Raw genomic sequence first — 5,645 nt, forward strand, 5'->3', positions numbered from 1 at the left:
AAATTCCTATGCATGAACGGACGTTGTCGGGGCTTCAGTAGTTTGTATAATGACTATTATACAAACTACCATAGGAGACCTCAGCAATGGCTAGGAAACGGCGGCAGACCCCAGAAAATCAGGGTCAGATGACGTTCGATTTCGCATTTCAAGAGACGGTAGATACGATCGAGGACCTACAAGCAGGCCTCGATTCCGACGATGACCAAGGAGTCCTCAATTATGATCACCAACCAAACACAGCCACTGGAAATCTCCTCTCGGGTACTGAGCCAACAGACACTCGAATCAATCCGCCAGTCGCCGTCGTTCAGCCTCCAAGGCTGGAAGATTCTGGACCGTTGGGCCCTGAACAACCCAGAACGACTCAAGGCGATGGAGATCCAGGGCGAGCTGCAGTTGCTGAGCCGGCTTCTAGACCAACAAGCCTTGGAGCTGACGGCAATCAACAGTCTGCCGGCAGACAGCAAGATGGGGCTGACGGAGCACGAGATATTGGCCCTGTTGGAGATCGACACCGACCTGTAGCACCCTCGGATTACACGATTTCCAGCTCCGATGCCCTGGGATCCGGCGGAGCGAAATCGAAATTCCGAGATAACATTGCAGCCATTAAATTGCTGCAGATACTGCACGAGGAAGGCCGTAGCCCCACCCAAGACGAACAGGCCACACTGGTCAGATACGTGGGATGGGGTGGTCTGCCGCAAGCGTTCGATCATCGAAATGATTCATGGCAGAGTGAATATCAGGAACTAGCCACTCTGCTCAACCAAGATGAATACGAGAGGGCCAGGCGCTCAACTCAGGACGCTCATTACACCTCGAGCACCGTTGTCAGCGGCATTTACGAGGGTCTTGAACGCCTTGGGTTCAAGGGTGGCAAGGTACTCGAGCCAGCAGCCGGCACCGGCAATTTCATCGGACTGATGCCAGCCGATTTGCGGAGCAATTGTCGCATAACCGCCATCGAGCTTGACCCTCTCACTGCGCAGATCGGCGCGCATCTCTACCCAACTTCTACCTTCATCAATCGTGGCCTTCAGGATGTAGCAATCCCTACCGCGTACTTCGATGCCTGCGTCGCAAATCCACCCTTTGGGTCGCAATCGCTATATGACCCGCATCATCGCGAATTGGCCGGGTTCTCGATTCACAATTACTTCATGGCCAAATCGCTCAACACACTCAAACCTGGTGGTGTGATGGCAGCGGTTGTCAGTCGGTACTTCCTCGACGCGGCCAACAGCAAGGCGCGGGAACATATTTCAGAAACTGCACACTTGCTAGGCGCTATCCGTTTACCCAACAGTGCATTCAAGGAAAATGCACTCACCGAGGTGACGACGGACATTGTGTTCTTCCAAAAAGCTAATCCGGGGGAAAAACCGGAGCGCCGTTGGGTGGAGGTCGGTGAAATACGAGATCGAGAAACAGGGGAACCTATCACGATCAACCAGTATTTTATCGACAACCCCTCGCAAATGGCAGGGCACATGGCCCTCACGGGTAAGTTGCGCCGCGACGCCGCTGATCTATTGGCTGAGCCAGGCCAGGACCTGGCATCGGCAATCACCGCCAGGATTCGAGTATTGCCTGCAGGGGTGATCGGCAATCCCAATAACGACGTTGCTGGTCCTGAAGACGATAGCCGAGATGATAAACCCGAGATCGAACTGCCGCCCAATACCAAGGTAGGCTCATTCTTTGTCACGGCCGACGACCAGCTGGCCCGTCGTCTGCCAGATAAGCTTGCGGTTCATGACTACCAGATCTATACCCCGAAAACCGAACGTGCTGGCCAGCGTATTCGCGGGATGATCGAGGTACGTGACGCCCTTCGCGCTCTGATGAATGCCGAGCAGTCCGTTGATCCACAAGGCCTGGAAACTTTGCGGGGTCGGCTGAATGGACTCTACGACAAGTTCATTCGCCGATATGGACACCTCAGTAGTCAAGCCAACCGCTTGGCCATGGGGGAGGATCCTGAATACCCTCTGCTAAATGCGCTTGAAAGCAACTACGATCGCGGCGTTTCGGCGGATATGGCGCGCAAGCATGGAGTGCCGGCGCGCAATCCTTCCGCGGATAAAGCCGCTATCTTCTCGCGCCGGGTGATGAGCCCACGCGAAGAAGTCAGACACGTCGAATCGGCTAAGGATGCGCTGGTTGTAAGCATGAACCAGGTGGGCCGTGTCGACCTCGATCGTATGATCCGCTTGTGTGGGCTGAGCGAGCCTGAACTGCTCCGGGACCTGAAGGGCATCGTCTATTTCAACCCGGGCAAGGATCGCTGGGAAACAGCAGATCAGTACCTGACCGGGAACGTAAAAGCCAAACTCAGGGGAGCGGTTCGAGCTGCGGAACACGATCCTAAATTCCTAGAAAACGTCGAAGCGTTGCGGCCGATTCAGCCAGCAGACATCGAGCCGATCGACATTTCAGTGCAGCTGGGGTCTACCTGGGTACCGGCGAAGACAATTGATGACTTTGTCGTACATCTAATGGGTGATGTGCGCCGGCGGATCGACTACCAGGAAGCTCTGGGCAAGTGGATGGTGAGTATCTCCGAAGGAGATAGCACCACGATGCGAGTTACTTGGGGCACGGATGCATACCCCGCGAACAAACTGGTGGAGGCCGTCCTAACAAACCGGCCAATCCAGGTAAAAGTGGAAGTCGGAAAGGACGATCATGGCCATCCGATCATGCAGGTTGATGAAACCCAAACTGCCGCAGCAAACCAGAAAGCCGATGAGATCCGCGCTGCTTTCACCGATTGGATCTGGGAGGATCAGGATCGGCGGGAGACCCTAGCACGGCTCTACAACGATCGGTTCAACACAAATATTCCCAGCCGTTACGACGGCTCACACCTTCAACTGCCTGGTACCTCGCTGGACATCACACTTCGTCCCCACCAGAAGGACGCAATTTGGCGTGGAATCCAAGACGGCTCAGCATTGTTCGATCACGTAGTCGGGGCTGGAAAAACGCTTGTGTGTGTCGGAACAGTGATGGAAAGCAAGCGGATGGGGCTTTTCCGCAAGCCAATGGTGCTGGTACCAAATCATCTTCTACTGCAGTGGAAGGACGCTTTCTACGATCTTTACCCCAACGCGAATGTCTTGGTAGCTGAGAAGACGGACTTCAAGAAAGAAAACCGGGAGCGGCTGTTTGCCAGGATCGCTACAGGGGACTGGGATGCTGTGGTGGTGGCTCACAGTTCATTCAAAAAAATCGGCATGCCTCCGGAAACGCTTGAGGAGCTACTGCAGGAGCAGATCGAGGATCTCACTGACGCCATTTTGGACCTCAAGAGCAGCCAGGGAGATCGCGTGACCATCAAAGAGATGGAAAAGGCGAAAGAACGGATGACGGAACGGCTGGAAAAAAAAGCAGACACTGGATCGAAAGATCAGGCCGTCAGCTTCGCCGATCTGGGTGTTGATGCTTTGGTTGTCGATGAGGCCCAAGAATTCAAGAACCTGTTCATCACTACATCTCTCAGCAGGGTATCTGGTTTGGGGGATCTGGCAGGCTCAGAAAAAGCATTCGACCTTTTCGTCAAATGCCGCTACCTGCAGCAACGGAACGACGGCCGAGGCGTGTTCCTCGCCACGGGTACCCCATTGAGCAATACGATCGCTGAACTCTACACCGTGCAGCGATACCTGCAGTACGATGAAATGAAGGCTAGGGGCATCATTCATTTCGACGCATGGGCTTCGACGTTCGGTCAGGTTGTAACCGGCTGGGAGCTCGACGCTACCGGCGTCAACTACAAGCTGAACTCGCGCTTTGCAAAGTTCCAGAACGTCCCCGAGCTGACGGCAATGTATCGAACCTTCGCGGATGTAATCACACGCAAGGATCTTCAAGACCAGGCCGAAGCCCGCGGTACCCGATTCCCGGTACCGAAACTGAAAGGAGGTCGCCCGCAGAATGTGATTGTGGAACGATCTGAGGCCCAAGCCTTGTACATGGGTATTCAGCAAGAAGCACTGGACTCAGTGGGCAACCCGTTGCTCAAAGCAGATGGATCGACGTTTAAGACTTGGAACGACGGATCCATCATCCATCGTATGGAGCACTTGCCAAAAGATCCACGCGTCGACAATCCGTTGAAGATTACCAATGACGCCCGCAAAGCGGGGTTGGACTTCCGACTCATTGATCCAGTAGCTGGTGATTTTGCAGGCAGCAAAGTAAACGCTTGTGTCGATCAAGCGTTCCGAATCTGGCAGGACTGGGATCACCGTAAAGGAACGCAACTGATTTTCTGTGACCTTTCCACGCCTAAAGGCGCAAAACGCCAAGAACAGGCTCCTGCGAGCTCTGAGGGTGAAGAAGAGGGGGAGGCATCAATCTCGATGGACGATATTCTGGCGGGAGCCAGCTCGTTCAGCGTGTACGACGATATTCGATCGAAGCTGCTTGCACGCGGCATTCCGGCTAACCAGATTCGCTACATCCATGAGGCCAACACGGACCTGCAGAAGGCAAAGCTTTTCGCGGAAATGAATGCCGGCGACGTCAGAATCATTTTGGGCTCTACGGCGAAGATGGGGGCCGGCATGAATGTCCAACGCCGCCTGGTCGCGCTTCATCACTTGGACGCTCCATGGCGCCCAAGCGACTTGGAGCAGCGCGATGGGCGCATTGAGCGCCAGGGTAACCTTTTCTATGAGATGGATCCTGACGGTTTCGAGATTGAGATTCTGCGGTACGCGACAAAGCAGACCTACGACAGCCGTATGTGGCAGACCATCGAGTTCAAGGCTGCTGGCATCGAGCAATTTCGGAAGGGCGACAGCCTTCAACGTGTGATCGAGGACGTGGCCAGCGAAGCGGCCAACGCGGCTGAGATGAAAGCAGCCGCAACCGGCAATCCTCTGATCTTCCAGCAGGTGCAAATCGCTGCAGACCTCAAGAAGGTGGAAGCCCTGTTTTCCAACTCGTGGCCAGCACTCGCTTGACAGCCGCATAGCGTGGCTCCGTGACGCCGACTTGCGCGCCGATCGGGCAATCGCCCGCTGGGCAAGCGAGATCCAGCGGCGCGATGCCGGCACGAAGCCTGAGTTTGAGTTTTCAGCAAATGGAAAGTCATACAGGGATGCTGACAAGGAAAGGCTGGCCGCAGTCTTTGCCACGGCCATGAAACGGGCTGTCGAGCGCCGGTCCGAAGACACGTTCCAGCGCGCCGAGTTGGTTCCCGTAGGGAAATACCGTGGATTCGATGTACAGGTGTCGTGCGAGCGGCAGAAAATTCACTTCACTGTCACAGGCCAGGACTCGTACGAGCCAGACAACCTGGTGTATCGCGTCGACGACAAGTTCAGCATCAGCGGCTTCATCAGCCGTATGGACAACTTCCTGGAGCATCTGGAAGGCTGGAGTCGACACGGGGACGCGAGCTGTCAGAGCTCAGTAAAGCGATCCAGGAGAAAGCGAAACCGTTCCAGCAGCAGACTCGACTCGACAATCTGCGTGAGGATGCCCGGGATGTGCTTCGCGAGCTGAAACTGATGCAAGCAGATGATTCCTACGAGTCGAAGTGGGAGCCGAAATCTGTTCTCTTGCAGGGATCCGCTGCTTCAGGGCGGAGTAAAATGCGGGCCTAATGAAAAAGGGCGCCACTGGCA

3 protein-coding genes are annotated in these 5,645 nt (G+C 55.1%); all 3 read left to right on the forward strand.

Going from position 1 to position 5,645, the window contains the following annotated elements; translation table 11 throughout:
- The first annotated feature begins 222 nt into the window (after positions 1-222).
- The 3 genes from ALO64_RS25765 (at position 223) to ALO64_RS26185 (ending at position 5,523) form a co-directional block, all read left to right on the forward strand.
- The gene (locus ALO64_RS25765; RefSeq protein WP_082303499.1) at positions 223-528 is read left to right on the forward strand and encodes a hypothetical protein; all 306 of its coding nucleotides are present in this window, start codon (positions 223-225) and stop codon (positions 526-528) included.
- A gap of 89 nt (positions 529-617) precedes the next feature.
- Positions 618-4,979, forward strand: coding sequence for a DEAD/DEAH box helicase family protein (locus tag ALO64_RS05845; protein WP_235378738.1), 4,362 nt, complete (start codon positions 618-620; stop codon positions 4,977-4,979).
- 31 nt (positions 4,980-5,010) lie between these two features.
- On the forward strand, positions 5,011-5,523 hold the full coding sequence (locus ALO64_RS26185) for a hypothetical protein (protein ID WP_235378737.1): 513 nt from the start codon (positions 5,011-5,013) through the stop codon (positions 5,521-5,523).
- Positions 5,524-5,645: the final 122 nt, after the last annotated feature.

It is taken from the genome of Pseudomonas meliae, from assembly GCF_001400515.1.
Taxonomy (GTDB): Bacteria; Pseudomonadota; Gammaproteobacteria; order Pseudomonadales; family Pseudomonadaceae; genus Aquipseudomonas; species Aquipseudomonas amygdali.

What these genes read in the sequence shown, in the direction of transcription:
- ALO64_RS25765 (WP_082303499.1), top strand. Translation starts at nt 223, where the DNA reads ATGATCACCAACCAAACACAGCCACTGGAAATCTCCTCTCGGGTACTG.